Here is a 25792-nt window from a genome sequence, read left to right on the forward strand (position 1 = left end):
AGATCAGACACAATAGTTCAGAGCCAATCCAAGACATAAAAAACCCCGGTAATTGCAGTGTCCAATTACCGGGGTCACTTGATGTTTTTTAATCTCCTCTGATCAACATCAGACCACAAACTTATTCAATAGCTGTTCTTGTTGGTGAACTTTCTCAACCTGTTGACGGGTCGACTCCCGACTTTCTTCCGTCGAAGAACCAATCCGGTCGCTGATATCCTTAATATTCACCATGTTGCTGTTAATTTCTTCAGCTACAAGACTTTGCTCTTCAGCCGCCGAGGCGATTTGCATATTCATATCATTAATTTGTTGAATCGCATGCCGGATTTTTTGCAAAGAGTCATTGGCAAGATGAGACTTTTCAACAGCTTCTCCAGCCTTGTTCTTACTTTCAAGCATCGCCGCGGATACTGAAGATGCACCAGACTGAAGCTTTTCAATCATGCTGCGAATTTCAGTCGTCGATTCTTGCGTCCTTTGTGCCAGAGTTCTCACTTCATCGGCAACAACAGCAAATCCTCTTCCGGATTCCCCGGCACGAGCCGCCTCAATTGCAGCATTGAGTGCTAACAAATTCGTCTGGTCTGCAATATCATTAATGACTTCCAGAATAGTCTCAATGTTTGAGGTTGCTGACTCAAGATTTTCAACTTCTTTGACAGCCTGTTCAATTTTGTCAGAAAGATCGTTAATCGCTGAAGTTGTATAGCTGACAACATCCGCTCCCTCACCTGTCGCTTCATCGGCTTCTTTTGCCGCTGTTGCTGCATTTTGTGCATTATTTGCAACTTCAGATGAACTGGCTGCCATTTCATTCATCGCTGTCGCCAGCTGGTCAACTTCCTGTACCTGCTCTTTCATCGACGCTGAGACATGATCGGCATTTGAAGCCACCGATTCAACACCCTGATAAATCTCCCGGCTGATGTCTTTCGACTGACGGATTTGTGTCTGGAGAACTTCGGTAAACTGGTTAAACCCTATCGCCAATTCCTCAAACTCTTTATCGAGGTTTGTCTCCAGTCGCTTCGTTAAATCACCCTGTCCAGAAGCAATATCCTGAATTGCAGTGTTCAAAATGCCTAATGGCCTCATCAGATACTTAATCAGGAAAGTTAACAACACCAGGCTAATCACGACACTCAAAATAGTGTATATCAGTGAACTGTTTCTCAGGTCAGACACAGCAGCAAAAGCAACAGACTCATCAACTACAGCTCCGATATACCAGTTTTCACTGGGTACTGAAGTGAAATTGACAATAAAGGACTTTCCATCGATATCAATATGCTGAGTCCCATCCTTAATGGAGACACCTGCAAGATAGTCCTTCATCTTCTTGCCCACGAAATCCCTTTTAGGATGAGCAATTGTATTTCCGTCAGCAGTTACAATGAAAAGATAACCTGCATCAAACAAGTTTACTGAATTAACGAGGTCAGACAGCTTAGACATATTCAGATCATAATACATTGAGCCGATAAATTGTCCTTTCGTATTAATCGGAGCGCCCAAAGAGATGATCATTGTCTTACTGGCAACATCAAGGTATGGGGCGGTGACAATCACATCCTGTTTTTGTTTTGCTTCAAGATACCAGGGCCGGACCCGTGGATCGTAATCCGGTGAAGGTGACCAGTTATCATCATTCTCCACCACGACGCCATCACTGGCATAGCCAATCCCAACACCGACAAAACTCCCCTTCAGCGCGGGCTTCTCGAGAATTTTTTTCACATAGTCTTTATCATCTGCATTTAATTCGATTGTTTCAGCAAAAACTTTTGCTAACCTTTTTTTTGCTGCCATTTCCGACTCAACCGTATTTTTAACACCGTTGACTAACTCTCCCATACTACTAAAAACAATAGATTCTATACTTTCTCTTACAATTTTAAGTTGATGTATAGACAAAAACATCACAGTTGCTATTAATAGCAAAGACGATGCCGCTACAATCTTGTGGCTAAATCTCATGGTATCCCTCATAAAACAACGGCTTACTATATGACTATGATATCATAAACAGATACATAACCTTGTTACTACAAAATCTAATATTGATCTCATGAAATTTCAATAAAATGAAGTTATTATATTTAACAAATAAAGAAGTAAAAAATAATTTCATCGAAAATGAACAGGATAGAAAATATTTATTAAGCGATGATAATCACTATCACTACATATCTAATAAATAATTTATGGCAGTCTAAAAAATGCCGGTATCAAGCTGGCGTCTGCGGATAATAACCGGAAATGCAATCTTATTCACACAATAAATTGTGCCAAAATATGATCTCATTGATGAATCTTGCCTGCCTTTTTTGGATTTCAACCATAACAGCTGGCCCAGATACAGTTTCATACCAAAATTTCCCTGTCATTGTCCGGCTCTCTGCTGCCGGATTCTGAGTCCTTTAAACCAGAGCTCATTCGTTATCCACGACAACAGCAAATCATCTTCCTGACTTGCCAGCCCGGGCTGATTCGATAGCATGATGGAATACCAGTCAGCTGGTTTGTTCTTCAATATTGTTAATCACCTTCACCGGAAACAATGTCCTGAATAGCCAGATTGAATGAATCTAATCAACACATCAATTTCTTAATAAAAATGCCCGTAAAATCAAACCAGCTTTCCCGGCACAAACAATATAAATGAAAAAATTATTTTGAAACTGACTGAGTTTATAAAAAGCGACTCAATTATCAATCACAATGCCAGGGTACTAACATTATTCCGGAATATAAATTGATAAAAATGAACAACCATCGTTCAGAGTAATAAATGAATCAGAAAAATAATCAAGATAAACACACGATGTATAAAATTCATTCAATCCATTTCAATCGAATTTTATTTATATAATTTACCTAAAGCCAAGATAAAATATTCAGATGTAATTAACAGCAAAACAAAATATCACTATAAGCGTATAATTATTCGAATAACAGATAAAAACCCGTTGTCAGCTCTATTTAACTCGATAAAAGACGTTTAAAAAGAAAATAATGAAACAGACATCGTGCCTCTTTCAAAGTGATTAGACGCAGAAATTAACCGGGAATATGCGTTCACGAAGAGCAGGCAGAATGGATTCTTTTCTGCCCTGCGTGACCAATTTTCAACGTAGAATAACTCTGTTTGCAAATCAATGTCGTTCGCAAATCAATGTCTTGCTGAGAAGCCAGTCAAGGCTCACGAAGCATGCATCTTCAGATCAATTTGTCATCCAGCTGATGGCGATACCTCTTCACTGACAGATAATGCACTCCAGACGGCTTTGACTAAAGTGGCCAAAGGAATAGCAAAGAAAATGCCCCAAAAACCCCATAAACCACCGAAGACAAGTACAGAGACAATAATTGCGATCGGATGTAAATTGACTGCTTCAGAAAATAACACCGGGACTAATACATTCCCGTCCAAAGCCTGAATAATGCCATATATACCTAACAGCCAATAAAAAGATGGTGTTAATCCCCATTGAAACAAACCAACAATCGCTACAGGCACAGTCACAACAAAAGCACCAATATATGGAATAAGAACAGAAAAACCAACAGCCACGGCAAGTAAAAGAGAATATCTCAAATCAAGAATTGCAAACGCCACATAGCTGATAATTCCGACAATAAATATCTCCAGCACTTTACCGTGAATGTAATTTGAAATCTGTTCATTCATTTCAACCCAAACTTTCTGAGCAAGCTTACGGTTTTTAGGCATTATTTTTCCGGCACTATCCAGGATTTGTTGTTTATCTTTTAAAAGAAAGAAAATCAATAACGGGACTAAAACCAGATAAACAGCCAGAGTTGCAATGCTCAGCAAAGATGATAAAGAATTTTTGACAATGCTTTCACCAAAACCAATCACCTGATTTTTCGCATTGGTCACTATGGATTCAACAATTTCAACATTAGCCAGCTCAGGATATTTCAGGAATATTTCATTAATTCTCGCCTGCAACTCTGTATACATGCTGGGAATGTCATTTGTCAGATGGGTAACTTGCTGCCAAATCACCGGAATTAACCCGAAGACAGCAATCAGCATGAGACTCGTGAAAATGGCAATCACAATAATTACACTAAGCGTTCTGGGAATACCAAACCGGACTAACCTGACAACTGGCCATTCAAGCAGATAAGCCAGAACAATGGCAACCAGTAACGGGGTAATCAGTCCCCCCATAAAATAGATAATCAAAAAGCCGAAAAACAATATCGCAATCAGACTGACGGCTTCAGGATCAGAAAAGCGCTTGTTATACCAACGCGTTAACATTTGGAACATTCAATAAAGTCCTTTTCCAACAGTATGTGACATATAGAATATACTTCATCGAAAAGTATATACCTTGTCACCTTCAGTTAGCAGTATTCGATAAAAATTGACATGGCGCTGAGTCAATAAGTTATCATGAGCTCATGCATATCTGTACACGTCATCGGTGATAATGTCTCTGATCTTCAGAGTATTCACGCTGACATCTGTTCACGAAAATGGATGAGTGACATTGTATATAATTTTTAAATACAATCTACTGTAATTGATGCAAAATACATATACCTGAATAACCTGCAAATGAGGTAATAAGGGATAGATAGTTACAGGAAATACAGAAACCAATACTATATATGATTGTCATACATTTAGTCAGATAAAACAGGAAACCCGGTTTTTCATATGATCTCTCAGCCAATCCAATCTCTTATCAGTATTGCTCTATCAGCTTCACTTTGCTGCATCTCCCCAGCACTTGCAGACTCCAGGAAACTACCTGAAATAGGGACCGTAGCAGGAACAACACTGACCATAGCGCAAGAAAAGCAATATGGTGATGCTTATATGCGGGTGTTGAGAAGTCATCAGCCAGTCATTAATGATCCTGTTTTAAATCAGTATATTAACACACTCGGACATAAACTCGTCGCTCATGCAGATAATGTCAAAACACCCTTTCATTTTTTCCTGATCCGAAAACGTGAAATCAATGCATTTGCGTTCTTTGGTGGCTATGTCGCTCTTCACTCCGGCCTTTTTTTACACACCCGCTCTCAAAGTGAACTGGCTTCAGTCATGTCCCATGAAATAGCACACATTACCCAAAGACACCTTGCCAGAAGTATGGAAGCAGAAGCAAAACGTTCACCCGCAACAATTGCTGCACTGGTTGGTTCATTACTACTGACAATTGCTGCGCCTGAAGCAGGCATTGCAGCGATGACGGCAACTCAGGCAGGAAGTGTTCAGCAACGAATTAACTATACCAGAGCCAATGAGAAAGAAGCAGACCGATTTGGTATTGAAACGCTGGCAAAGGCCGGATTTGATCCGTATGCCATGCCCCGTTTCTTTGGAAAACTCGCAGCGGAATATCAGTACGCAAGTAAGCCACCTGCAATGTTGCTGACTCACCCTCTCCCTGAAAGCAGGATTACCGACAGCCGGGAGAGAGCTCAACGCTATGCTCATGTCGATGAGAAACCGTCCCTTGCTTACCAACTGGCCAGAGTCAGAGTGATTGTTCGTTTCACTGGTATTAAAGCCGAAGCTGCTCTGGACTGGATCAAAAGGCACCGGCCAAAGCACCCGTCTGAAATAAGCGCAGCATTTGATTACGGTCAGGCGCTTGTTTATCTGGACCAGAAAAAGCTGGATGAAGCTGAAGCAATTCTGAACAGATTAGTTCAGTCTTCACCTGACAACTCTTTTTATCTGGATGCAATGTCGGATTTATACATCGACCGTCAACACCCGGAAAAAGCAGTTCATTTACTGGCAAAATTACTCAAAGAATCACCGCATAACCAGGTACTGGCGATCAATTATGCAAATGCACTGATAAAAGAAAAAAAATACAAGGATGCAACCCGGATTTTGCATCGCTATACACATGACTTTCCTGATGACAGTAATGGATGGTCTTTGCTCTCTCAGGCCAGTGCTCTCTCCGGAGATGAACCGGAAGATTTAGCCGCAAGAGCTGAAATAATGGCAATGAAAGCGGACTGGGATCAGGCAATCCAATATTATACGCAGGCCAGCCAGCTTGCTAAATTAGGCAGCTTACAGCAGGCACGTTATGATGCCAGAATTGATCAATTGATCGCACAAAGAGAACAATTTCTCGCATTACAAGAATAAGTGTCTATAAACTATAAATAACCTGTTGGCCACAAGGAGGCGTTATGTCTGTCGTTATTTATCACAACCCGAAGTGTTCTAAAAGCCGGGAAACTATGGTTTTACTTGGTTCCAGAGGTATTGAACCTACTGTTATCAAGTATCTTGAAACCGGACTGACAGTCGGGCAACTCAAATCACTTTATGAGCAACTGGAACTGGATTCTGTTAGAAAAATGATGAGAACAAAAGAGGCCTTGTATAAAGAACTGAACCTCAAAGATGAGACATTGAGTGATGAAGCACTTTTTCAGGCGATGGCCGATCATCCAAAGCTGATTGAGCGACCTATCGTCGTCTCTGGCGGAAAAGCACGTCATGGCCGACCACCAGAAAAAGTACTTGAAATTCTATGAAAGTAAGGATTTTAGTGCTTTACTACAGTCGCCACGGTTCGACACTTGCACTTGCCAGACAAATCGCACGGGGGATCAACGCTGTCCCTCAGTGTGAAGCTATCATGAGAACCGTACCTGAACTCGATGCCTCACCCGGCAATCCTGCCGATCCCTATATTACACTTGATGACTTAAAAACCTGTGATGCACTTGCGATGGGGAGCCCGGTTTGGTTTGGTAATATGGCTGCACCACTCAAACACTTTTGGGATCAAACAAGTTCACTATGGATCAGTGGTGATTTAATCGACAAGCCCGGATGTGTATTTACCTCATCGTCATCTTTGCATGGCGGGCAGGAAAGTACACTGTTAAGCATGCAACTGCCATTGCTTCACCATGGGATGTTACTCGCCGGTATTCCATACAGCGAGCCAGAACTCCATACAACAAGTGACGGTGGCACCCCATACGGAGCAAGTCATCACAGCCAGAAAACAGCACCACTAAGTCAGAATGAACAACTTCTGGCACAAAAACTGGGAAGCCGGCTGGCAAATCTGGCTATTCGCCTCAGCGCGTCAGCAGAAAGCCAGATACAGTCTTAGTTTATTGCTTCCAATGATAAAACAGTTCAGACACATGACTCTCAGAGTCAGTATTATCTTCCTGTTCCATATTGTCTTGTTGAACATCTTGCTGAACAGTATTGTCTCGTTGACCCACACTTTCCTCAGAAGGCTTAGTCTCAACCCGCTTTTCTCCAGCCGGTTGCGCTTCGGTTGTACCAGCAGGTTCGTCTGGCATTTCCCGCATGGCGGTGTCTTCATTCGCCGGGTCTTTTTCGATCAATGAGACGCCCATCAACTCCTGCTCAAATTCTTTCTGGCTGGTTAATAAGTGAATCTGATAAGAGACGGTATCTCCCTGAATACCTGAAATATCGACAGAAGCGACTGAACTCAGCTGATTCAGTGCATTTTCCAAAGCAAAAAATGATGTTGCCCGGGAAACACCTGTCACTGAAATTTTAACCATCAGTGAAGACTGACTATGGACTACAACAGCATTTTTATTTGCATAATAATGGGTCAGCTGATCGACCAGCGTCTCTAATGCATTATCTCCGGAAGCGGAACCAGTCACAGGAACAGAAGAGAAATTCATCATTTCATCGGGAACCTGATCGTAGAGTGACCACCGGAAATTATTATTGTGCGCACGAAGAACAAGGACAGCATCCGGATGATATCTCTGACTGGCCCGGCTAATCGGTTGCATAAAGTTTCCCCACACATCTGATGGGTCAATACCGGTAATATCATCAAAGTCACCCACAGGGATAATAACCGGAATTCCTCTTTCTTCAGATAACGCTTTCAACTTATTAATTTCCGGATTAGAGACATTTTCCCAGACAATAGAGCGCTGAAAATCTTTATCCTCAACAAACCAAATTAATATTGTTTCTCTTTGTGCAGGCCAAAAAGGTAATTGCGCCTGAGTCAGTAAAGAGCCAATCTGCTTTTCACTGAATACCATTTTCAACGTTTTATGTTTCTCTTTCTTCCCGTATCCAATCTGGGATAAATACTGGCTATTCTGTGACAAAGCTTTCTCAATAATCGCATTTTTTACAGAATGTTTATCCCCGGTTGCTTTGATAACAACCGACTTCATTCCCTCAATACGAGCCATGTCATCCGATATTTTTTCATTCACGGCCACTTCAGCATGATAAATATCTACATGCGTTGTCGCGAAACACGAAAAAGCCAGTGAGATAAGACTAAAAAAAGCAAGAGAGCGCATAATTTTCCAAAATATCAATAATTATCGTGTGATCATAAGCAAGTATTGCTTTCCGGGCAAGTAAAGCCGCCTTCATGATCATTTTTGTTCATCAGTATGATTATGGCAAACGTTTAAATAAGTGATAGAATCCCGCAAATTTGACTTAATTAAGGGAATAAACATGAGAAATGCCATTCTGGGTATTCAAATGCTTTTTGTCGCATTTGGTGCTCTGGTTTTGGTTCCGCTGCTGACAGGGCTGGATCCAAATGTTGCGCTATTTGGTGCCGGTGCCGGCACACTCCTTTTTCAAATCATCACCCGCCGGTCTGTTCCAATTTTTCTTGCCTCTTCTTTTGCTTTCATTGCACCTATCATGTTTGGGATTCAAACATGGGGCCTTGCCGCCACAATGGGCGGATTAGTTGCTGCCGGAGGTGTTTATATCATTCTGGGTGGATTGATTAAAATAAAGGGCGCTGATTTTATCCATAAATTATTACCGCCGGTTGTTGTGGGTCCGATTATTATGGTGATCGGTTTAGGTTTAGCACCAACAGCAGTCAACATGGCATTAGGAAAAAGCGGTGATGGCTCAATCCAGTTATTCGATGGGCAGGCATCCTTATGGATTTCGTGTGCTTCTTTATTTACCACGATATTGATGAGTGTATTTGCGAAAGGAATGTTCAAACTATTACCCATATTTGGTGGCATTGTCGTTGGATACGCTCTCAGCCTGTATTTCGGCGTCGTAAATTTTGATGCTGTGACGAATGCGGCATGGTTTGCTCTGCCAGCATTTACCCTACCCGAATTCAATATTAATGCAATTCTGTTTATGATTCCGGTCGCAATTGCACCGGCAGTAGAGCATGTGGGTGATATTTTATCGATTTCAAATGTAACAGGTAAAGATTACCTCAAAAAGCCTGGCCTGCACCGGACAATCACGGGAGACGGTGTCGCAACGATGGCAGCAGCAATGCTGGGCGCACCACCGAATACAACTTATAGTGAAGTGACTGGTGCCGTCATGCTGACCAAAGCATTTAACCCGGTCATTATGACGTGGGCTGCCGTAAGTGCCATTATCTTAGCATTAGTTGGTAAGCTTGGAGCACTGCTGCAAACGATCCCGGTCCCGGTCATGGGAGGCATCATGATTCTGTTGTTCGGCTCTATTGCAACCGTTGGGTTAAATACGTTGATTAAAAATCATGTGGATCTGCATCGCTCCAGAAATCTTGTCATTGTTGCAGTGACGCTGGTTTTCGGCATCGGAGGAATGGCTTTTGGTATTGGTAAATTCAGCCTGCAGGGGGTCAGCCTTTGCGGTATCGTTGCAATTTTACTCAACCTGATTCTGCCACAGGATTTGGGTGAGAATCATATTGTTGATAACGCTCAGATCGAAGATTAATCCCATCACACAGAGCATGAAACCGTTCGTGAAGCACCCAAAAACACCGGTAAAGCATTGCCGGTGTTTTATATCCGGATACTCTCAAAGCAATAATTTCAGGCTTCCTCCAGACACAGCTGGGTAAAAGTCCCCCGTGTTAAACCCGCCAAGTCCTGAGGCGCAAGTTCTATCTCTAATCCTCGTTTCCCGGCGCTGACACAAACAGTCTCCTGCTCTTTTGCACTGATATGAATAAAGGTTGGCAGCGCTTTTTTCTGTCCCAGCGGGCTGATACCTCCCACGATGTAACCTGTGGTTTTTTGAGCAATATCAGGATTCGCCATTTCAGCCTTCTTTGCTCCGGCAGCTTTTGCCGCCAACTTCAGATTCAGTTTCTGATCAACCGGGATGATTGCAACAGCCAAAGTGCGGGGTTCTCCATTCAGGCTAAATAATAATGTTTTAAAGACCTTCTCCGGCGATTGTCCGATAGCCTCAGCAGCTTCAAGGCCATAGCTTGAGTGATTCGGATCATGTTCATACTGGTGAATGGTATAAGAAATCTTTTTTTTCCTGGCGAGATTAATTGCGGGGGTCATTTGTAACCTCTGACTTCAAGTGAAACATCAACAGGACGATATATCAGCGCTGTTACCGGTTGAGCAGATCAACAGTTTCAAAATAAAAAACAAAGGTATAAACAGAAAGAAAGCGGTGATATTTCTGAAACCCGGTTGGCTGAAGCGCCTTGCTATCCAAACAACCTGAATGACAACTTCTTTGACTGTCCGGAAGTTCAGCACCAGAATAACATCACTGCAGTTCTCTGGTGCTGACACATGTTAAAAACAATCAACTCACTGAGTCAACTTGTTTATTTGTAGACTATCGCCCCATCCGGCTTGTATGCCTGACTATTTAACGGGCTATGATTTTGCAGGTATTCTTTCAGTACATCCGCATCAACAAAGCCTGTATTGACAAATCCGGCATGTTGCGTGATTTTCGGATAACCGTCACCACCGGCAGCATTAAAGCTCGGAATACTGAAACGATATGTCTTTTCCGGCTGAAGTGGCTTTCCACCGATCATCACTCCGGAAACACCATCAGCACTCACTGTCATCGAAATACCGGAAAATTGAGCATATGCCCCCGAATCAACTGGCTTTGTCGCAACAACATTCAGATACTGAAGTACCTCAGCACCAGACATGTCCACATAAGTCAGCTGATTCGCAAACGGCTGAACTTTCAGAACATCTTTATAAGTCACATCTCCGGAATCAATCGAGTCACGCACACCGCCTGAATTCATAATTCCGAAATCCGCTTTGGCTTTTTCCTGCTGCGCTTTTGCGATGAGGTGCCCCAGATTCGTCTGGTGAAAGCGAACAATATGTCGATCACCTTCCAGTCGTCCTTTCACCGACGCAATTTTTTCTCCAAGCTGTTCCTGTCCTTTATCCTGATAAGGTTTAAGGAAATTCAACAGTGCCGGATCCTGAGGAATTTCAGACTGAATCAGAACACGCTTTTTCTTCCCGTTGACTTTCACTTTTTTCTTCAGATTAACCGGGACTAATGCGTAACTGACCATTTTCAGATCACCATTACGGAATTCATAGTCGGCACGCCCGACATATTTTCCCCACTCATGAGCCTGAACAATATATGTTCCATTCTGGAAATCAGGCTTACAGGCATCACCTGGCTTAAAGCGATGATTAATGACGTTTGGTCCTTCCATACAAACAGGATCCTGCGAGTGACCACCCACAATCATATCAAGTTGGCCATAATCAAGGGAACGAGCCAGTGAAACATCTCCCGGTGCATTGATACCAAACTTACCGTTCGCATAATGCCCCATGTGAGTCACTGCGAAAATCAAATCCGGATGTTCATTTTTCTCCAGATTATCAATCACTTTTTTCGCTTCTTTTTTCGGATCTCTGAATTCAATCTGACTGATATATTCCGGGTTGCCAATTTTTGCCGTATCTTCTGTCGTCAGACCAATGACAGCAATACGAATCCCCTGCTTTTCAAAAATTTTGTAAGGTCTGAATAACCGCTTGCCGGTTTTTTTATCATAAATATTGGCGGATAAAAGCGGGAAATTAGCCCATTTTTCCTGCTTCAGAAGAACACTCAGCGGATTATCAAACTCATGATTCCCCAGCGCCATAGCATCATAACCGATAATACTCATCCCTTTAAAATCAGGTTCTGCGTCCTGCAGATCGGATTCAGGAACACCGGTGTTAATATCACCGCCGGAAAATAAAAGAACGCTGCCCCCCTCTGAAGCCACTTCCTGTCGAATGTCATCAACAAGTGTCTTTCTTGCAGCCATGCCATACTCACCGTACTTATTCTGCCAAAACCGTCCATGATGATCGTTGGTGTGTAACACTGTGAGATGATAGGTCTGGTCTTCTTTCCAGTGGTGTTCTGGCTGAACAGCACAACCGGAAACCAAACCAGCCAACACCGTCGATAACAATACCTTTTGAATTGATGGGAGCTGCATAATTGATCCTTAACATTAATGTTGACAGCAAATCTTCAGTTTCATTGATGAACCCAGCCTTCGCCTTAAGCAATCATCATAGTCCGGGATTGCAGCCTGTCGCCCCTGAAGAAAAAAAGCAGCAGCCGAAGGATTTAACATTTTAAAATGAAACGTATGCAAATTACAGAAATGTTACAAATACCAGGTCACACTATTATGTTTTATCCTGATATATCAGACACAAAAAAAGCACCATGAATGGTGCTTTAAGACATGATGACTTCGCTGACTATCGGATATCTATGTTGCCAAAGCTTTTAATCAGATCATCCAGAGCTTTCATCTGAACCAAAAAAGGTTCCAGTTTTTCCAGTGGCAAAGCTGATGGACCATCACATCTGGCTTTATCAGGATCAGGATGTGCTTCAATAAACAAGCCGGCAATACCTGTGGCCAAACCAGCCTTTGCCAGCTCAACCGTTTGCTCTCTTCGCCCACCAGAAGCAGCCCCTGACGGATCGCGCATTTGCAGTGAATGTGTTACATCAAAAATAACCGGACTACCATTCGATGATTTCTTCATGACGCCAAAGCCAAGCATATCAACCACCAGGTTATCATAGCCATGGCAAGAGCCTCTTTCGCACAAAATGACCTTCTCATTGCCACATTCAGCAAATTTTTCAACAATATTTGCGACCTGACCCGGACTCATAAACTGAGGTTTTTTCACGTTAATGACTGCATCCGTTTTTGCCATCGCTTCTACAAGATCGGTCTGGCGGGCAAGAAAAGCAGGTAGTTGAATGACATCCACCACTTCAGAAACAGGTTGCGCCTGAGCTTCAGTATGAATATCTGTGATGATTTTCACGCCGAACTGCTGTTTTAATTCTTCAAAGATTTTCAAACCTTCTTCCATTCCAGGGCCACGATATGAGTGAACAGAGCTCCGGTTTGCTTTATCAAAAGAAGCCTTAAAAACATAAGGAATACCCAGTTTATCCGTCACATTGACGTAATGCTCGCAAATCTGCATAGCCAAATCACGGGATTCCAGCACATTCATCCCGGCAAATAAAGTAAAAGGACGGTCATTTGCAACAGGAATATCACCTACATGTACTGTTTTCTGTTCCATCTAAATCTCTCTGTAAGAAGTTAATTAGTGAATAGTTATCGGAGTATTCTGCAGAATACTGACCTGATTTTTAAATAAATCAGCCGCAGGATCATCCGGACAATGTTCAATAAAATACTGATAATCAGACAATGCGACCTGATGACAATCAAGCTGCTGATAAATAAAGCCCCGGTCTCTTATTTCATAAGGATCATCCGGTACAAAAGTTAACGCAAGGTCAGTACATTTCAGTGCCAGTGTATAATCTTCTTCCCGCATCAGCGCATTCTTCAGTAATGCGAGCCAGCGGCCAATAATTGTCGGATTATCTGATACTTCCAAATGCTCTGAGTTCAAACGAGCCAGAGGGCCCTGATGACCAATCAGCCATGCTTGCAGCGTATGTTTGGAAACAAATTCTCCGGAAAAAGGATTCAGGTATAAAGGCGCTTCATTATCCCATTGAAGCTGCAATAAAAATTGGGTCGGGAACATAACAGGACTCAGAGGAAATCCAAGACGCTGCCCCCAAAATAGCAACAGTGCTCCCAGACTCACGGGAATCCCTTTTCGGGTTCTCAGCACTTTATCAATAAAGCCATTCGCTGCATCAAAATAAGTTTCATGATCACCACAAAACCCCCACTCCTGATAAAACAAATGTATAAATGCAGCAAAACGCTCTTTGTGATCTTCCGCTCCGTCCAGATACGACTCAGCTTCGTGAAGCATCCTTAATAGTTCTTTTTCTGCCCATTCAATCTGAGTTTCCTGATCGATTGCTTTATTCAGGACTAAAGCCCCCTCAACCAGGTCCATAGCGTCGAAGTCATCATCAAATAATTCAAGCATAGAATCATCCATCCTCAATGAAGGCATTGATGGTCGGCAGTTACAATAAGCTCATCTACCATCGAAAATAATCAATGAAGCCTTAAGTATGAATAAACATGTCCCACAGAAGTATCAGTGGTGCCATAATCCGGCAGTCACTCTGTCATTTCCAGAACCATCCTGCTGAGTAAAAACCTGCTGATAACCCAATGCAGTGAGAATTTGTTGAACCGATCCGGCCTGTTGATAGCCATGTTCAAATAAAAGCCATCCTCCGGATAACAAATAATCCCGCGCTTTTGTTGCAATCATTTTGATGTCTGCAAGCCCGTCTTCCTGTGCAACTAATGCAGATAATGGTTCAAAGCGAACATCACCTTCTTTCAAATGAGGATCATGTTCATCAATATAAGGCGGATTCGAAACAATTAATGCAAATTTTGTTCCGTCAGTAAGCCTTTCAAACCAGTTACTCTGGTAAAAAGTGGCATTTTTAATTGCAAGTCTGCGGGCATTTTCAATCGCCAGCCGATAAGCATCAGAACTGATATCAACCCCAATAACACAGCGCTGAGGTAATTCAGAAGCCAGCGCAAGAGCAACTGCACCGGTTCCTGTTCCTAAATCCAGGATATCCCCGTCAATAAAAGTAGATTTTTCCAGTGCAGCTTCAACCAGACATTCAGTATCGGGCCGTGGAATCAACGTCGCTGGAGACACTTTCAGAGGCAATGACCAAAACTCTCTTTCCCCGGTAATATAGGCGATTGGCTCTCCCCGGACCCGGCGTTTGAACAGAGATTCAAATAAAGCCAGCTGTTTTTCACTCAATTCTTTCTCCGGCCAGGTCATTAAATAAGAGCGGGGTTTCTCTAAAACATGGCAAAGCAATACAGCGGCATCAACAGATGGCGACATACTGCCGCTTTCGGTAAAAGCGGCAATTGCATACCTCTGTAACTCATCAATACGACACGGTAACGACATAGCTTAATTTTGTTCTGCCCTTAATTTTGTTCTGCCAAAGCAGCGAGTTGGTCTGCCTGATGCTCTTGCAGAATCGGTTCGAGCAAACTATCCAAATCACCCTCCATCACCTCAGAAAGACGATAAAGTGTCAAATTAATCCGGTGATCTGACACCCGTCCCTGTGGATAGTTATAAGTCCGTATACGGTCACTGCGGTCACCGGTTCCCAGCAAATTACGCCGGGTATCAGACACTTCAGCAGCCCGCCGGGCTTCTTCTGCCTGAGCAAGTCTTGCCGCAAGAACTGACATCGCTTTTGCCTTATTTTTATGCTGGGAACGCTCATCCTGACATTCAACAACAGTCCCTGTAGGCAAGTGAGTAATACGGATAGCTGAGTCAGTCGTGTTGACGTGCTGCCCACCCGCACCGGATGAGCGGAAAGTATCTATTTTCAGGTCGGTTGATTTTATTTCAGGAATATCGGCTTCCGGAATTTCTGCCATCACCGCCACGGTACAGGCTGAAGTATGGACTCGTCCCTGAGACTCTGTCGCAGGCACCCGTTGTACCCGGTGGCCTCCGGACTCAAATTTCAGGATGCCATATGCCTCATCACCACTGACTTTGGCAATCATTTCTTTATAACCACCGTGTTCTGCTTCATTGCAAGACATCACTTCTGTACGCCAACCTTTTCTTTCGGCATATCGGCTGTACATACGGAACAAATCTCCTGCAAAAATACCCGCTTCATCGCCACCAGCACCAGCACGGATTTCAAGAAAGCAATTTCGCTCGTCATTTGGATCTTTAGGCAGTAATAATATTTGCAGCTCATCGGTTAAACGCTCAATAGCGGCCCTGGCTTCTTTCTGTTCTTCTAAAGCCATCTCACGCATTTCTGCATCATCTTCCTGTGCCATTTCTTCGGCTTCAGCTAAATTTTCCTGAGCCTGCTGATACTCCTGAAAGCATTTTGTCACTTCTTCAAGCTGAGAATACTCTTTAGACAGCGTCCGGAACTTATCCTGATCACCAATAATTTCAGGATCACCCAATAAGTGCTGAACCTCTTCATAACGCTCAACGAGCGTTTCCAGTTTTTCTAAAATCGACGCTTTCATAGTTTCTTCTTTTGCTGAAATAGATAGATGTTTTACAGATCATCCAGACCTAATGTTTGTCTGATAATGGCTAATTTAGCTGGTTCTCCCTGCTCAGCAGCCACTTGCAGAGCACGGGTCGGAATATGAATCAGCTTATTGGTCAGTTTATAACTCAGTTCGTAAAGCACTTTTTCCGGATCCCCACCGGAAGACAATGCCTGCAGACTTTTATTCAACAGTTCTTCACGAATCTGATTGGCAGAATTACGGTAATCCCGGATACTGTCAACTGCCTGCAGGGAACGCACCCAGTTGATAAACGATGTGCTTTCCTCATCGACGATCGCTTCTGCCTGAATCGCTTCTAATTTCCGCTGCTCAATATTACTGTCTACTATCGATTGTAAATCATCAACACTATATAAGTAGACATCATTCACTTCAGAAACTTCAGCTTCAACATCCCGTGGCACGGCAATATCCACGATTAACATTGGCTGATAACGCCGGGTTTTAATCGCTTTTTCAACCATTCCTTTCCCAATAATAGGTAGAGGGCTGGCTGTAGAAGTAATAACAATATCGGCTTGTGCCAGATAATCCGGAATTTCCTGAAGGCGCAAAACCTGAGCATCAAATTCCTGAGCCAGCGTCATCGCACGCTCTCTGGTTCGGTTTGCAACCATCATGTGCTTACAACCATTTGCGGCAAGATGTCTGGCAACGAGTTCAATAGTCTCTCCGGCACCGACCAACAGCACGGTAGAGTCTGAGAGTGATTCAAAAATATGTTTGGCTAATGTACAGGCCGCATAAGCAACTGAAACCGCATTACCGCCGATCTCGGTTTCAGTCCGGACCCGCTTAGCGACCGAAAAAGCTTTTTGAAATAATTTATCAACCGACGAATCAATCGCTTCAAGTTCCCGGGATTCAGAATATGCCTGCTTCACCTGCCCCAAAATCTGAGGCTCACCCAGTATTAACGAATCCAGCCCACAACATACACGCATGAGGTGACGTATTGCTTCCTGCTCTTCATGAATATAAATACTTGGATTCAGCTCCTGGCTATCAACCTGATGAAATTCAGATAACCAGTGGATCAGTTGATCTTTTAATGCCGGCTTCACCTCACAATATAATTCGGTGCGATTACACGTAGAAAGAATCACACTCCCTTCTACACCGTTATGCATACGAAGTTGTTTCAACGCATCCTGCAGTTTCTCCGGACCAAACGCAACTTTTTCACGGAGGGCCAGAGGCGCCGTATTATGATTGATACCGATAGTAAGCAAGGACATGAATTGGGAATACTCTGATTACAGTCATCTTTAAGAAGTAAGCCAGGAATTTTACTGTATGCCCTTATTGATGAAAAGAGTTTACAGGATTTGTTTTTATTACTTCGTGACATCAATGATATAGTATTTACTATCTTTTTGTATTTTTTGGGTAATAACGACGCCGTATGATTCGCCAGATAACCCTTTGTTTCATTGCTTTGATCATTCTTAACGGCTGTGGAAGCCTTCAGCAACCCGTTCAGGTCCCTGTTGAGTGGCACTCTCATCAGAATCAGCTCAAACAAATCACAACATACAATATCTCAGGTAAACTGGGGTACATCTCCCCGAAGGAGCGTCGTTCTTTTAACTTTCAATGGAAAAAGTTCTCCCGTCAAAATCAATTACGGCTCACGACCTTTTTGGGACAAACCGTACTAAAAATAGATATCGGTGAAAACAGTGCCAGAATTGAAACATATGAGGGAGAGGTTTACACAGATAAATCTCCGGAAGCTTTGATTGAAAAACTCACAGGGCTGAAGATTCCACTGAGTCCACTAAGTCAGTGGATCCTTGGGTTACCATCGAAAGCTGATCATTTCACTTTAAATTCAGGCCATACACTGGAGACGCTTGACAAAACACTTGGCAAAGAAAAATGGCGGGTAAAATATGATGACTATACGGACATCAATTACCGGCATAATTTGCTGCCACTGCCATCAAAATTATCTCTCAGCCAGGGACAAACAAAAATCAACCTCCGGATTTCTCAATGGAATATCAAGCAATGACAACAACATGGCCATCCCCGGCAAAGCTGAACCTGTTTTTATATATCACAGGACAACGCCCGGATGGCTACCATGAATTACAAACACTTTTTCAGTTTATTGACTATGGCGATGAACTCGTCATTAAAGTGAATTCAACCGGCAGAATCACTGTGAGTCCGGAAATTAAAGGAGTATCTCTGCAGGACAATCTGATATGGAAGGCTGCAAATAAGCTGAAGAATTTAAGTCAATGTCCACTTGGTGCTGATATCACACTGCATAAGAAGCTCCCCATTGGTGGAGGTATTGGCGGAGGGTCATCGAATGCAGCAACGGCACTGGTTGCCCTGAATTATCTCTGGAACACAGAATATACAGAGGAACAGCTGGCTGATATGGGTTTATCTCTGGGCGCTGATATCCCGGTTTTTATCAAAGGACAAGCAGCTTTCGCACAGGGGGTTGGTGAGCAACTCACACCGGTTAAACCCCGGGAAAAATATTATCTGGTGGTCAGGCCTGATGTCAGTATTTCGACAGCTGTCATTTTTTCGCATCCTGAATTAACCAGAAATACGCGTAAACGAGCAATGGCCGAGCTTCTGGACGCTCCTTACGGAAACGATTGCGAAAAAATTGTCCGAAAGCTTTATCCAGAGGTTGATAAGAAACTTTCATGGCTGCTACAATACGCGCCGTCAAGATTGACAGGAACAGGATCATGTATTTTTGCGGAGTTTACAAGTAAAAATGATGCACTACATGTTCTTGCTCAAATGCCTGAGAATGTATCCGCATTTATTGCACAGGGATGTAATTTATCACCCCTGAAAAAGACATTACTCAGCTATCAATCAGCTCACACCAAATCAACTTAAACACTGGACGCAACCCTGAGGTTTCCACCGTGCCTGACATGAAGCTTTTTGCTGGTAACGCAATCCCCGAACTAGCCCAACGTATTGCTGATCGCTTATATATTTCTCTTGGTGATGCAACTGTATCCCGCTTTTCTGACGGAGAAGTCGCAGTTCAAATCAATGAAAATGTACGAGGTAGCGACGTATTTATTATTCAATCAACATGTGCTCCGACAAACGACAACCTGATGGAACTTGTTGTCATGATTGATGCAATGCGCCGTGCTTCAGCAGGCCGTATTACTGCAGTAATCCCGTACTTTGGATACGCCCGTCAAGATCGACGAGTCCGTTCTGCACGTGTGCCGATCACTGCAAAAGTCGTTGCAGACTTTCTGTCAAATGTTGGCGTCGATCGTGTTTTAACGATTGATCTCCACGCCGAACAGATTCAGGGTTTCTTTGATGTACCTGTTGACAATATCTTCGGTACCCCCGTTCTTCTTGAAGATATGAAAGCCCGTAATCTGGAAGATCCGGTTGTTGTCTCTCCTGATCTGGGAGGTGTTGTGCGTGCACGAGCTACAGCGAAAGCACTGGGTGACATAGATATCGCAATCGTAGATAAACGCCGCCCACGGGCAAATGTTTCTGAAGTCATGAATCTCATCGGAGACGTTGATGGAAGAGACTGTGTCATCGTAGATGATATGATTGATACAGGCGGTACGCTTTGCAAAGCCGCTGAAGCTTTGAAAGAGCGTGGCGCAAAACGCGTCTTCGCATATGCAACGCATGCTGTATTTTCCGGCAATGCAGCACAAAACATTAAAAGTTCAGTCCTGGATCAGGTCATTGTAACGGACTCAGTTTCTCTCTCTAAGGAAATGCAGGCAACAGGAAAAGTTTCACAGTTAACATTGTCTACAATGCTGGCTGAAGCGATTCGCCGCATTAGCAATGAAGAGTCGATCTCAGCGATGTTTAACTAAGCTAAACTTTAGCCAGATCTCTGAAACACCACATGTTTTCAATGTGGTGTTTTTTTATGCTCAGAGAACAAGATCACAAGTTTGGGTATGTCAAATATTGTGCTATGATACGGCGCTTTTCAGTTCCAAAGAGGGCCATATTGTGAGTCTTCCGATAAAGTTACTTGTTGGGTTGGCAAATCCCGGCCCTGAATATGCGCGTACAAGACACAATGCAGGTGCATGGATTGTTGAAGAACTTGCCCGGGTCCATCATGTCGTATTAAAAAATGAATCAAAGTTTTACGGCCTGACCGGACGCATCGTCATGAATGAGCATGATCTCCGTTTGTTGATACCAACAACGTTTATGAATTTATCCGGGAAAGCTATTGCGGCGCTGGCCAAATTCTATCAGATCAAACCAGAAGAAATCATGGTGGCACATGATGAGCTTGATCTCCCTCCCGGAGTCGCTAAGTTTAAAATGGGAGGTGGGCACGGAGGTCACAATGGTCTGAGAGATACCATCAATAAACTTGGTAATAATAAAGATTTTTACCGCCTCAGAATTGGCATAGGACATCCGGGACATAAAGACCGGGTTACTGGTTATGTTCTGGGAAAAGCGCCTCAAAAGGAACAGGCGTGTCTGGATGCAGTGGTAGATGAATCGGTCCGGTGTCTGGATATTTTACTCAAAGACGGTTTAACAAAGGCACAGAACCGTTTACATACATTCAAAGCAGAATAGGGTTATAGTCATGGGTTTTAAATGTGGCATTGTTGGTCTACCAAATGTTGGCAAGTCAACGCTTTTTAATGCACTCACTAAAGCAGGAATTGAAGCTGCAAATTTTCCTTTTTGTACAATTGAGCCCAATACCGGCATTGTTCCGGTTCCAGATATTCGTCTTGATGCTTTGGCAAACATCGTTAACCCGGAGCGAGTTTTACCGACAACGATGGAGTTCGTGGACATTGCTGGCTTGGTTGCCGGTGCATCCAAAGGGGAAGGCTTAGGAAATAAGTTCCTTGCGAACATTCGTGAAACAGATGCTATTGGACATGTTGTTCGTTGTTTTGAAAATGAAAATATTGTTCACGTTGCCGGCAAAGTTTCTCCTATTGAAGATATTGAAGTCATCAACCTTGAACTTGCACTTGCAGATTTAGATGCTTGCGAAAGAGCAATGCAACGTCAGGCAAAAAAAGCAAAAGGTGGAGATAAAGACGCAAAATTCGAGATCAGTGTACTGGAGAAATTACTCCCGGTACTGACTGAAGGCGGTATGGCCCGCAGTGTCACATTGACTAAAGAAGAAAATGCAGCCATTGCTTATCTGAACTTCCTGACTCTAAAACCAACGATGTATATTGCTAATGTGAACGAAGATGGTTTTGACGACAACCCATACCTGGAAGCAGTTAAAGAGTTTGCAGCACAAGAAAATAATGTGGTCGTCGCTGTCTGTGCCGCTATTGAATCTGAAATGGCAGAATTAGACGATGATGATCGTGATGAGTTTCTGGCTGATCTGGGTATTGAAGAACCTGGTCTGAACCGAGTGATTCGTTCTGGTTATGAATTGCTCGATCTGCATACCTATTTCACTGCAGGTGTAAAGGAAGTACGGGCCTGGACAATACCTGTCGGTGCAACAGCGCCTCAGGCGGCGGGTAAAATCCATACTGACTTTGAGCGGGGATTCATCCGGGCTGAAGTTGTTGGTTATGATGATTTTATTCAGTTCAATGGCGAATCAGGTGCAAAAGAAGCAGGAAAGTGGCGCCTTGAAGGCAAAGACTACATCGTCAAAGATGGAGATGTCGTTCATTTCCGCTTTAATGTTTGATACGGATGTACCTCTTTTCAGGGAGTAGTCTCTTGCTCCCTGTACTTAAAAAAACAATAGCTCAATCAATTTAGTCATCACTGTTTTTTGATAATCTTCATTCTCAATGACGAGTCAATTTGCCAATAAACAACCAGCTTTGGTCAAAAAAAAAACGAACGATTGATTTATACAAATTTATTCGAAAAAACTATTGACGCTCTTGCACCATATCAGCATAATGCGCTCCGTTCTTGAGAATATACATATGTATATTTCTGTGAAGACAGATGGCTACGTAGCTCAGCTGGTTAGAGCACATCACTCATAATGATGGGGTCACAGGTTCAAATCCCGTCGTAGCCACCATTTTTATAATGGATAATTTGCGGAAGTGGCGAAATTGGTAGACGCACCAGATTTAGGTTCTGGCGCCGCAAGGTGTGAGAGTTCAAGTCTCTCCTTCCGCACCAGTTTTTTTTGTATTTTGATTTAGTATCAGGATACACGACAGGTCTATCGCCAAGTGGTAAGGCAACGGGTTTTGATCCCGTCATCCCCTGGTTCGAATCCAGGTAGACCTGCCATTTTTTCAATCTGTTTTTAAGAATACAAAAAAGAGATTGAAACAAAGAGTGGGATTTATTATATTGTTCCGCTCTAAAAGTGGCTACGTAGCTCAGCTGGTTAGAGCACATCACTCATAATGATGGGGTCACAGGTTCAAATCCCGTCGTAGCCACCATTTTATTCTCACTACTTTTGCGGTGGTGGCGGAATTGGTAGACGCGCTAGCTTCAGGTGCTAGTGTCCGTTAGGACGTGAGGGTTCAAGTCCCTCCCTCCGCACCAAAGTGAGAATAAAACTGTTACAGGTCTATCGCCAAGTGGTAAGGCAACGGGTTTTGATCCCGTCATCCCCTGGTTCGAATCCAGGTAGACCTGCCATATTTATATCAGCCAGTCGTGTATGAGTGGTTGAAAGCCTGATATTTTTTCTGATTTTATTATCGGAAGCATGCGGAAGTGGCGAAATTGGTAGACGCACCAGATTTAGGTTCTGGCGCCGCAAGGTGTGAGAGTTCAAGTCTCTCCTTCCGCACCATATTCGAAGTCTTTTGAGTTTAATCTCAAGGCTCTGCAGGTCTATCGCCAAGTGGTAAGGCAACGGGTTTTGATCCCGTCATTCCCTGGTTCGAATCCAGGTAGACCTGCCATATTTATATCAGCCAGTCGTGTATGAGTGGTTGAAGCTTTAAAAATTTGTTTTCTGATTTTATTATCAGAAGTATGCGGAAGTGGCGAAATTGGTAGACGCACCAGATTTAGGTTCTGGCGCCGCAAGGTGTGAGAGTTCAAGTCTCTCCTTCCGCACCATAAATATCTTGGCTACGTAGCTCAGCTGGTTAGAGCACATCACTCATAATGATGGGGTCACAGGTTCAAATCCCGTCGTAGCCACCATATTTTTATTTGCTATTTCGACATGCGGTGGTGGCGGAATTGGTAGACGCGCTAGCTTCAGGTGCTAGTGTCCGTTAGGACGTGAGGGTTCAAGTCCCTCCCTCCGCACCAGAAATGGCAGATTATTGTTCTTCTCTCCCTTTAGGTTATTTCCTCCCGTAATTGTTTTATTTTTCTTATGGTCAATTGGATTGTCGTAATTTTATCTGACCATCAAATTAGCGACTGTATCGTTTGTCCTTTGAAAAATCACCATGGCGTGTTTGTACCGATTTGTAAAATGAACTGTTCATCTCGACATATCGTTTATCACAAGTTGTTATGAAGTACATAATGACCACGTTGAGCCGGTTATGGAACAGATTACTTCGCTTAGTATGTGGATACAGACTATGTATGAAAATACTTGCCCCATAATTTGGGGAGTATTGTGATATGGGATATTCGACAAAACATCTACCAAACTAACACCAAACACATCAAATGATTGATCATATGAATGATTCTGGTGTGGAAAACATACAAGGGCATTAGGTATGGAGGCCCTTGTTTAAGCGCCTTTCTTATCAATAAAAAGGGGATGGCTTGAGCGGTTTGCGGAACCAGATATATCCAGATCAGAAAATGACTAAGGATGGTATAAGACACAGAAAAGTTGTCGGAAATAAAAAATCCAGCCTAAGCTGGATTTTTTTGATAAAGCATCAAAAGCAATTACAGATATTAGCCTAAAAGTGCTAATGCTGAATTTGGCGCTTGTTTTGCCTGGGCAAGCACTGAACTTGAAGCTTGAGAAAGAATCTGAGCTTTTGTCAAAGCTGTCGTTTCTTTTGCAAAATCAGTATCTTTGATACGGCTTGCAGAAGCATTCACGTTTTCGTCAATGTTGTTCAGGTTGCTGATCGCATGTCCAAAACGGTTCTGGAATGCACCCAGTTCAGCACGGTGACTATCTACATATTGTAGAGCAGCATCAACAACAGCAACAGCTTGTTGCGCACCACCTACAGAAGTGACATTGATAGAATCAACTGTGACTTCTTTTGAGTCAGAAGACAGACCTAGTTCACTCGCCAGACTACCACCAAAGTCCAACTCGCCGTCGATCTGATTGTTATCTGTGAACAATTGCAACTGACCTTTTTCATTTACAGATGCAACCAGTTCATCAGTCTGACCATTAATATATGTAGCAAGCTCTTCAATATCATCACCGGCTTTAGCATTGATTTCGATTGTTTTCTCACCTTCAACTTTATCATTCAAAGTGATTGTCAAATCGTTATCATCGCCATTTACAGACCAGCTTTTATCTTTACCTTCTTCAGCAACATAGCTTTGACCACCCATGCTGCTATTGTCACTACGCATATTTTTCAGGTTCAACATAACCGCTTCGCCGCTATCAGCACCGATTTGGAAAGACTTAGTTGAGAATGAACCATTCATCAACTTCGCACCACCAAATGATGTTGTTTCAGCAATACGGTTTAATTCATCATTTAATGATGTAATTTCTTCCTGAATTGCCTGACGATCTGATTTAGAGTTAGAACCATTTGAAGATTGTAGAGACAGATCTCTCATACGCTGCAGAATGCTTGTTGTTTCTTTCATCGCACCTTCAGCTGTTTGGGCGATAGAGATACCATCGTTTGCGTTTCGGACAGCAACTCCAAGACCACGACTCTGGACATTCAAACGATTCGAAATTTGCAACCCAGCCGCATCATCCTTCGCGCTATTGATTTTATATCCAGAAGATAAACGTTCCATTGATGAGTTCATTTGTTGCGTTGCGCTATTCAGATAACGCTGAGCCGTCATCGCTGATACGTTTGTATTTACATTAACCGCCATAGTGGTTTCTCCTAATTGATTTTCCGGCAATGCGGAAATTCTTTCATGTTTGTCCGACGTCTCGGATAAACATAGTTCTCTCAAAGTTCAGTCCTATAGCGACTTGCGGATTATTTCCTTTAGAAAAAAAATGGCCATTGATGTGAAAAAGATGGACTAAAGATCACATTGCGACTGAACACGCAAAAATGATATGCGAAAAGCAGAAATAGCTAAAGTTTTCCGGGAATTTACCAAGGTGGGTAAAAAAGAGAGAGAAGCCCCTTTTCCTTTGAGAGAACCGGGGCTAGAGAGTGGTAGCCAGTCCAATGTGGAGATCGAGAGAAATAGTCACATTTGGCATACCGGTGTACGATTCATAAATGTGTGAAACAGGTTTTTGAGAGAGAGTTTCACACGATTCAATCATCATACATTTACCAAAGGGTTATCATCCTAAGCTCACG

At 43.0% G+C, this 25792-nt stretch carries 21 protein-coding genes and 11 tRNA genes; 20 read left to right on the top strand and 12 right to left on the bottom strand.

All coding sequences use genetic code 11. The features are described from left to right. Window positions 1-108 precede the first annotated feature (108 nt). From OCV29_RS13650 to OCV29_RS13660, 3 genes are all read right to left on the bottom strand, one after another. Window positions 109-1980, bottom strand: coding sequence for a methyl-accepting chemotaxis protein (locus OCV29_RS13650; protein ID WP_073602423.1), 1872 nt, complete (start codon window positions 1978-1980; stop codon window positions 109-111). Between the two features lie 406 nt (window positions 1981-2386). Further along, window positions 2387-2536 carry a hypothetical protein gene (locus OCV29_RS13655; protein WP_175561509.1) on the bottom strand — a complete coding sequence of 50 codons (150 nt, stop codon included), beginning with the start codon at window positions 2534-2536 and terminating at the stop codon, window positions 2387-2389. Window positions 2537-3235: 699 nt separating this feature from the next. Next, complete coding sequence (locus OCV29_RS13660; RefSeq protein WP_073602424.1) at window positions 3236-4306, bottom strand: AI-2E family transporter; 1071 nt, start codon at window positions 4304-4306, stop codon at window positions 3236-3238. 396 nt (window positions 4307-4702) lie between these two features. On the opposite strand from OCV29_RS13660, the gene bepA reads away from it, so the two are divergent. From bepA to wrbA, 3 genes are read left to right on the top strand one after another with little or no spacing between them, the layout of a single operon-like run. Beyond that, complete coding sequence (gene bepA / locus OCV29_RS13665; protein WP_370737165.1) at window positions 4703-6160, top strand: beta-barrel assembly-enhancing protease; 1458 nt, start codon at window positions 4703-4705, stop codon at window positions 6158-6160. A 44-nt stretch (window positions 6161-6204) separates the two neighbouring features. Further along, window positions 6205-6555: an arsenate reductase (glutaredoxin) gene (arsC, locus tag OCV29_RS13670; protein WP_073602426.1), complete on the top strand. Its 351-nt coding sequence runs from the start codon at window positions 6205-6207 to the stop codon at window positions 6553-6555. Continuing rightward, on the top strand, window positions 6552-7145 hold the full coding sequence (gene wrbA, locus OCV29_RS13675; RefSeq protein WP_073602427.1) for an NAD(P)H:quinone oxidoreductase: 594 nt from the start codon (window positions 6552-6554) through the stop codon (window positions 7143-7145). The genes arsC and wrbA overlap by 4 nt, the downstream gene beginning before the upstream one ends. Before the next feature lies 1 nt (window position 7146). Here the strand turns inward: wrbA and OCV29_RS13680 are convergent, their stop codons facing one another. Then, entirely contained in the window at window positions 7147-8349 is a 1203-nt protein-coding gene (locus tag OCV29_RS13680) for a DUF2066 domain-containing protein (RefSeq protein ID WP_073602428.1), read from the bottom strand. Window positions 8350-8512: 163 nt separating this feature from the next. Here OCV29_RS13680 and OCV29_RS13685 point away from each other — a divergent pair, with 163 nt between their 5' ends. Then, window positions 8513-9754, top strand: a complete 1242-nt coding sequence (locus OCV29_RS13685; protein ID WP_073602429.1) for a uracil-xanthine permease family protein — start codon at window positions 8513-8515, stop codon at window positions 9752-9754. Window positions 9755-9852: 98 nt separating this feature from the next. On the opposite strand, the gene ybaK is transcribed toward OCV29_RS13685, so the two are convergent. From ybaK to hemA, 7 genes are all read right to left on the bottom strand, one after another. Next, on the bottom strand, window positions 9853-10335 hold the full coding sequence (gene ybaK, locus OCV29_RS13690; RefSeq protein WP_073602430.1) for a Cys-tRNA(Pro) deacylase: 483 nt from the start codon (window positions 10333-10335) through the stop codon (window positions 9853-9855). 275 nt (window positions 10336-10610) lie between these two features. Further along, window positions 10611-12272 (bottom strand): bifunctional UDP-sugar hydrolase/5'-nucleotidase UshA, encoded by a 1662-nt coding sequence (gene ushA / locus OCV29_RS13695; protein ID WP_073602432.1) that lies wholly within the window; start codon window positions 12270-12272, stop codon window positions 10611-10613. Between the two features lie 271 nt (window positions 12273-12543). Beyond that, window positions 12544-13395: a 3-deoxy-8-phosphooctulonate synthase gene (gene kdsA / locus OCV29_RS13700; protein ID WP_073602433.1), complete on the bottom strand. Its 852-nt coding sequence runs from the start codon at window positions 13393-13395 to the stop codon at window positions 12544-12546. Window positions 13396-13419: 24 nt separating this feature from the next. Next, window positions 13420-14229 carry a SirB1 family protein gene (locus OCV29_RS13705; protein WP_073602434.1) on the bottom strand — a complete coding sequence of 270 codons (810 nt, stop codon included), beginning with the start codon at window positions 14227-14229 and terminating at the stop codon, window positions 13420-13422. 114 nt (window positions 14230-14343) lie between these two features. Further along, window positions 14344-15198 carry a peptide chain release factor N(5)-glutamine methyltransferase gene (prmC, locus tag OCV29_RS13710; protein ID WP_073602435.1) on the bottom strand — a complete coding sequence of 285 codons (855 nt, stop codon included), beginning with the start codon at window positions 15196-15198 and terminating at the stop codon, window positions 14344-14346. 20 nt (window positions 15199-15218) lie between these two features. After that, on the bottom strand, window positions 15219-16307 hold the full coding sequence (gene prfA / locus OCV29_RS13715; RefSeq protein ID WP_073602436.1) for a peptide chain release factor 1: 1089 nt from the start codon (window positions 16305-16307) through the stop codon (window positions 15219-15221). 32 nt (window positions 16308-16339) lie between these two features. After that, window positions 16340-17596 carry a glutamyl-tRNA reductase gene (hemA, locus tag OCV29_RS13720; protein ID WP_073602437.1) on the bottom strand — a complete coding sequence of 419 codons (1257 nt, stop codon included), beginning with the start codon at window positions 17594-17596 and terminating at the stop codon, window positions 16340-16342. A gap of 167 nt (window positions 17597-17763) precedes the next feature. Between hemA and lolB the strand changes: the two genes are divergently transcribed. From lolB to OCV29_RS13800, 16 genes are all read left to right on the top strand, one after another. Continuing rightward, window positions 17764-18375 carry a lipoprotein insertase outer membrane protein LolB gene (gene lolB / locus OCV29_RS13725; RefSeq protein WP_073602438.1) on the top strand — a complete coding sequence of 204 codons (612 nt, stop codon included), beginning with the start codon at window positions 17764-17766 and terminating at the stop codon, window positions 18373-18375. Further along, window positions 18357-19235: a 4-(cytidine 5'-diphospho)-2-C-methyl-D-erythritol kinase gene (ispE, locus tag OCV29_RS13730; RefSeq protein WP_073602439.1), complete on the top strand. Its 879-nt coding sequence runs from the start codon at window positions 18357-18359 to the stop codon at window positions 19233-19235. The genes lolB and ispE overlap by 19 nt, the downstream gene beginning before the upstream one ends. Window positions 19236-19264: 29 nt before the next feature. Continuing rightward, a complete protein-coding gene (locus tag OCV29_RS13735; RefSeq protein ID WP_073602440.1) occupies window positions 19265-20209 on the top strand; it encodes a ribose-phosphate pyrophosphokinase in 945 nt (314 codons plus the stop codon). A gap of 142 nt (window positions 20210-20351) precedes the next feature. Then, on the top strand, window positions 20352-20942 hold the full coding sequence (gene pth, locus OCV29_RS13740) for an aminoacyl-tRNA hydrolase (RefSeq protein ID WP_073602686.1): 591 nt from the start codon (window positions 20352-20354) through the stop codon (window positions 20940-20942). Window positions 20943-20952: 10 nt separating this feature from the next. Further along, window positions 20953-22044: a redox-regulated ATPase YchF gene (ychF, locus tag OCV29_RS13745; RefSeq protein WP_073602441.1), complete on the top strand. Its 1092-nt coding sequence runs from the start codon at window positions 20953-20955 to the stop codon at window positions 22042-22044. A gap of 271 nt (window positions 22045-22315) precedes the next feature. Beyond that, window positions 22316-22392 (top strand) — tRNA-Met (locus tag OCV29_RS13750). Between the two features lie 19 nt (window positions 22393-22411). Continuing rightward, a tRNA-Leu gene (locus OCV29_RS13755) sits at window positions 22412-22496 on the top strand. A gap of 39 nt (window positions 22497-22535) precedes the next feature. Then, window positions 22536-22610: transfer RNA gene (locus tag OCV29_RS13760), tRNA-Gln, on the top strand. An 81-nt stretch (window positions 22611-22691) separates the two neighbouring features. Further along, window positions 22692-22768: transfer RNA gene (locus OCV29_RS13765), tRNA-Met, on the top strand. Window positions 22769-22787: 19 nt separating this feature from the next. Beyond that, window positions 22788-22874, top strand: a tRNA-Leu gene (locus OCV29_RS13770). 21 nt (window positions 22875-22895) lie between these two features. Further along, window positions 22896-22970 (top strand) — tRNA-Gln (locus tag OCV29_RS13775). 72 nt (window positions 22971-23042) lie between these two features. Beyond that, window positions 23043-23127, top strand: a tRNA-Leu gene (locus OCV29_RS13780). 37 nt (window positions 23128-23164) lie between these two features. Then, window positions 23165-23239, top strand: a tRNA-Gln gene (locus OCV29_RS13785). Window positions 23240-23314: 75 nt separating this feature from the next. Further along, window positions 23315-23399 (top strand) — tRNA-Leu (locus OCV29_RS13790). A 10-nt stretch (window positions 23400-23409) separates the two neighbouring features. After that, a tRNA-Met gene (locus OCV29_RS13795) sits at window positions 23410-23486 on the top strand. A gap of 24 nt (window positions 23487-23510) precedes the next feature. Continuing rightward, window positions 23511-23597, top strand: a tRNA-Leu gene (locus tag OCV29_RS13800). Window positions 23598-24209: 612 nt separating this feature from the next. On the opposite strand, the gene OCV29_RS13805 is transcribed toward OCV29_RS13800, so the two are convergent. Then, window positions 24210-25346, bottom strand: a complete 1137-nt coding sequence (locus tag OCV29_RS13805) for a flagellin (RefSeq protein WP_073602442.1) — start codon at window positions 25344-25346, stop codon at window positions 24210-24212. Between the last annotated feature and the right edge of the window lie 446 nt (window positions 25347-25792).

It is taken from the genome of Vibrio aerogenes, from assembly GCF_024346755.1.
Classification (GTDB): domain Bacteria; phylum Pseudomonadota; class Gammaproteobacteria; order Enterobacterales; family Vibrionaceae; genus Vibrio; species Vibrio aerogenes.

What these genes read in the sequence shown, in the direction of transcription:
- kdsA (WP_073602433.1), bottom strand. Translation starts at nt 13,395, where the DNA reads ATGGAACAGAAAACAGTACATGTAGGTGATATTCCTGTTGCAAATGAC.
- ybaK (WP_073602430.1), bottom strand. Translation starts at nt 10,335, where the DNA reads ATGACCCCCGCAATTAATCTCGCCAGGAAAAAAAAGATTTCTTATACC.
- OCV29_RS13650 (WP_073602423.1), bottom strand. Translation starts at nt 1,980, where the DNA reads ATGAGATTTAGCCACAAGATTGTAGCGGCATCGTCTTTGCTATTAATA.
- prfA (WP_073602436.1), bottom strand. Translation starts at nt 16,307, where the DNA reads ATGAAAGCGTCGATTTTAGAAAAACTGGAAACGCTCGTTGAGCGTTAT.
- ychF (WP_073602441.1), top strand. Translation starts at nt 20,953, where the DNA reads ATGGGTTTTAAATGTGGCATTGTTGGTCTACCAAATGTTGGCAAGTCA.
- ushA (WP_073602432.1), bottom strand. Translation starts at nt 12,272, where the DNA reads ATGCAGCTCCCATCAATTCAAAAGGTATTGTTATCGACGGTGTTGGCT.
- ispE (WP_073602439.1), top strand. Translation starts at nt 18,357, where the DNA reads ATGGAATATCAAGCAATGACAACAACATGGCCATCCCCGGCAAAGCTG.
- OCV29_RS13705 (WP_073602434.1), bottom strand. Translation starts at nt 14,229, where the DNA reads ATGCTTGAATTATTTGATGATGACTTCGACGCTATGGACCTGGTTGAG.
- OCV29_RS13685 (WP_073602429.1), top strand. Translation starts at nt 8,513, where the DNA reads ATGAGAAATGCCATTCTGGGTATTCAAATGCTTTTTGTCGCATTTGGT.
- prmC (WP_073602435.1), bottom strand. Translation starts at nt 15,198, where the DNA reads ATGTCGTTACCGTGTCGTATTGATGAGTTACAGAGGTATGCAATTGCC.
- OCV29_RS13805 (WP_073602442.1), bottom strand. Translation starts at nt 25,346, where the DNA reads ATGGCGGTTAATGTAAATACAAACGTATCAGCGATGACGGCTCAGCGT.
- hemA (WP_073602437.1), bottom strand. Translation starts at nt 17,596, where the DNA reads ATGTCCTTGCTTACTATCGGTATCAATCATAATACGGCGCCTCTGGCC.
- lolB (WP_073602438.1), top strand. Translation starts at nt 17,764, where the DNA reads ATGATTCGCCAGATAACCCTTTGTTTCATTGCTTTGATCATTCTTAAC.
- OCV29_RS13680 (WP_073602428.1), bottom strand. Translation starts at nt 8,349, where the DNA reads ATGCGCTCTCTTGCTTTTTTTAGTCTTATCTCACTGGCTTTTTCGTGT.
- OCV29_RS13660 (WP_073602424.1), bottom strand. Translation starts at nt 4,306, where the DNA reads ATGTTCCAAATGTTAACGCGTTGGTATAACAAGCGCTTTTCTGATCCT.
- arsC (WP_073602426.1), top strand. Translation starts at nt 6,205, where the DNA reads ATGTCTGTCGTTATTTATCACAACCCGAAGTGTTCTAAAAGCCGGGAA.
- wrbA (WP_073602427.1), top strand. Translation starts at nt 6,552, where the DNA reads ATGAAAGTAAGGATTTTAGTGCTTTACTACAGTCGCCACGGTTCGACA.